1 protein-coding gene is annotated in these 2,813 nt (G+C 72.7%); it reads left to right on the forward strand.

Annotated features, from left to right (window positions below; translation table 11 throughout):
• Positions 1-273: 273 nt before the first annotated feature.
• Complete coding sequence (locus tag ACFWEP_RS33800; RefSeq protein ID WP_387375999.1) at positions 274-2,748, forward strand: ABC transporter family substrate-binding protein; 2,475 nt, start codon at positions 274-276, stop codon at positions 2,746-2,748.
• The last annotated feature ends 65 nt before the right edge of the window (positions 2,749-2,813 follow it).

A 2,813-nucleotide genomic window follows, 5' to 3' on the forward strand; every position in this document is an offset into this window, starting at 1 on the left:
GGGCCCCGGCGAGACCGCCGGACCCGGGGCACGGGTGTGTCCGGAGCCAGGTGGCGGGCCCGGCGAGCCACCGGACGGCCGCACGCCCGTACCTCCGCGCGGGTGAGGTTTCCCGGTGGGTCGACGTGTCGGTGACGACCCACGCGCGCAGGCGCTTTCAGTGGGGAGGCGTCAGCGGTGTGATCAACCGCTTATGCCATCAGATCGTCAGGTAACTGTCATCCGGTCCATTCCGGTACGGGGTGGTCCGTTCCGGCCCCGGAGGTATCAGCCATGTCCCACGTCGGCGTCCCGCGCGGGACCGTCCGCAAGCGCCGCACCCTCGCGCTGTTCACCGCGGGTGTGCTCACGATCCCGGCGCTGGCCGGCTGCGACTCCGGCGGGGAGAAGGCCGCCGCCGGAGTCCCCCAGGACATCGCCCCGACCGCCCGAGGAGCGATCGCCCAGGGATCCACCCTGAACTGGGCCGTCGACGCGGTGCCCGCCACGCTCAACACCTTCCAGGCGGACGCGGACAGCACCACCACCCGGATCACCGGCGCGCTCCTGCCGAACCTCTTCCCGCTCGACGCGACGGGAGCGCCGAAGCTCAACCCGGACTACCTGGAATCCGCGAAGGTCATCGACCGGGAACCGAAGCAGGTCGTCCTCTACAAGCTCAACCAGCGGGCGGTGTGGAGCGACGGCCGCGAGATCGGCGCCCCGGACTTCGTCGCCCAGTGGCGCGCGCTGAACGGCAAGGACTCCGCGTACTGGACCGCGCGCAACGCCGGGTACGAACGGATCGAGAAGATCGAACGCGGCCACGACGACCTCCAGGTCCGGGTCACCTTCTCGAAGCCGTACGGTGACTGGCGCTCGCTCTTCTCGCCGCTGTACCCGAAGGAGGTCATGGGCTCCCCGGACTCCTTCAACGAGGGCGCGCGCGCCACTCTGAAGAACACGGCCGGACCGTTCAAGCTCCGGTCCGTCGACAAGGGCGCCAAGACCGTCACCGTCGTCCGCGACCCCCGCTGGTGGGGCGGCGGGGCGAAGCTGGACAAGATCGTCTTCCGCGCGGTGGCTCCCCGGGACCGGGGCAAGGCACTCACCGAGGGCACCGTCGACGTGGCCGACATCGACGGGAGCGACGCGCAGCGCATCCGCCTCGCCGCCCGCGACGACGGCCGCAACGGCCGCCCGCTCACCCACGGTCCCCAGGCCGATCTCACCCCCGCCGCCGCCCTGCGCTCCTGGGCGCTCGCCCACGGCTCGGACGAGGAGGCTGCCGAGATCGCGCAGGCTTCCCGGGAGAAGGCCAAGGAGGCGATCGAGACGTACGAGGCCGAGCAGGCGGGCCTGCGCTCCTACGTCGTACGCAAGTCCCTGGAGCCCGCCTACACACAGCTGGCGCTCAACGGGGAGTCCGGCCCGCTGGCCGACGAGCGGGTGCGGCGGGCGGTGGCCCGCGCGCTGGACCGACAGGAGATCGCCGACTTCGTCCTGAAGCCGCTGGGACTGCCCTCCGAGCCGCTCGGCAGCCACCTCGCCATGCTCGGCCAGCCGGGCTACACGGACAGCAGCGGCGCCATCGGCGACCAGGACACCGCGGAGGCCCTGGCGCTGCTCGCGGACGCGGGCTGGACACCGGGCGGCGGCGCCCGGAAGCCCAAGGGCACCGAGGCGGGCAGCGAGGCCGAGACGAAGGCCGGAGCAGGCAAGGCCTCGGCCTCGGCGGACGCCGACGAGGAGGCCTCGGAGGAGGCCGGGGACGGCGCTGCGGGCGCGGAGAGTACGGACGCCGCGAAGACCGACACGGACGGGAGCAGCGGGAAGACCGACACGGAGGGCACCGGTACCGGGACGGCCGACGCGGACGGTACCGGGAAGGCCACCACCGACGTGACCGACACGGACAAGACCGACGCGGACAAGACCGACGCGGACAAGACCGACGCGGACAAGACCGATGCCGGCAAGACCGCGGCCGACAAGGCCGCCGCCGACGAGAAGGCCGACGCCGGGAACGCCGGGCGCTACGTCGTCGGGGACGACGGCAAGCCGGGCGACGACGACTCCGCCGCCCAGGTCTCGCTCCGGGACCGCAAGGCCGGGGGCGCCCCCGGCCTGTACGCCCCCGTGGGCACCGCCGCGCCGGCGAGGCCCGCGGCGCCGGCCCGGCACGCGGCCGTACGCAGCAGGATCGGCAAGGACGGCAAGACGCTGAGCCTGCGGTTCGTGCTCCCCTCGGGGGCGGAGTCGGCAGCTCTGCGCAAGGTCGGCGAGAAGATCGCGGCCCAGCTCGACTCCGTCGGCATCTCGACGGTGATCACCAAGGTCTCCGACGCGAGCTACTTCAAGGACCACATCGCCTCCGGCGCGTACGACCTGGCCCTCTACTCGTGGCCGGTCAGCGCCTACCCCGCCACGGACGGCCGTCCCATCTTCGCCAAGCCGGTCCCCGCCTCGGACGGATCGCTGGTCGTCGAGCAGAACTACACGCGGGTCGGCACCGACTACATCGACCAGCTCTTCGACCGGGCGGTCGCGACCCTGGACGAGAAGGCGTCCCGTGACCTGATGAAGCAGGCGGACGCCCGGATCTGGGCCGCCGCGGGCTCGATCCCGCTCTACCAGCGCCCGCAGCTGGTGGCGGTCGACAAGAAGCTCGTGAACGTCGGCGCCTTCGGCTTCGGTACGCCGCGCTTCCAGGACATCGGGTTCAAGGACAGGAAGGCAGCGGGTGCCCCGGCGCGGCTGACCGAGTAGCACGGGGCCCTGCCCAGGGGCCCACAGCGGCCGCGAGTGCCCGCCGGATCCCTCCGGCGGGGCCG

Source organism: Streptomyces sp. NPDC060198, assembly GCF_042728415.1.
In the GTDB taxonomy this organism is placed as follows: Bacteria; Actinomycetota; Actinomycetes; order Streptomycetales; family Streptomycetaceae; genus Streptomyces.

Bases quoted from the DNA above. Each gene is read 5' to 3' on its own strand.
- ACFWEP_RS33800 (WP_387375999.1), top strand. From the start codon at position 274: ATGTCCCACGTCGGCGTCCCGCGCGGGACCGTCCGCAAGCGCCGCACC.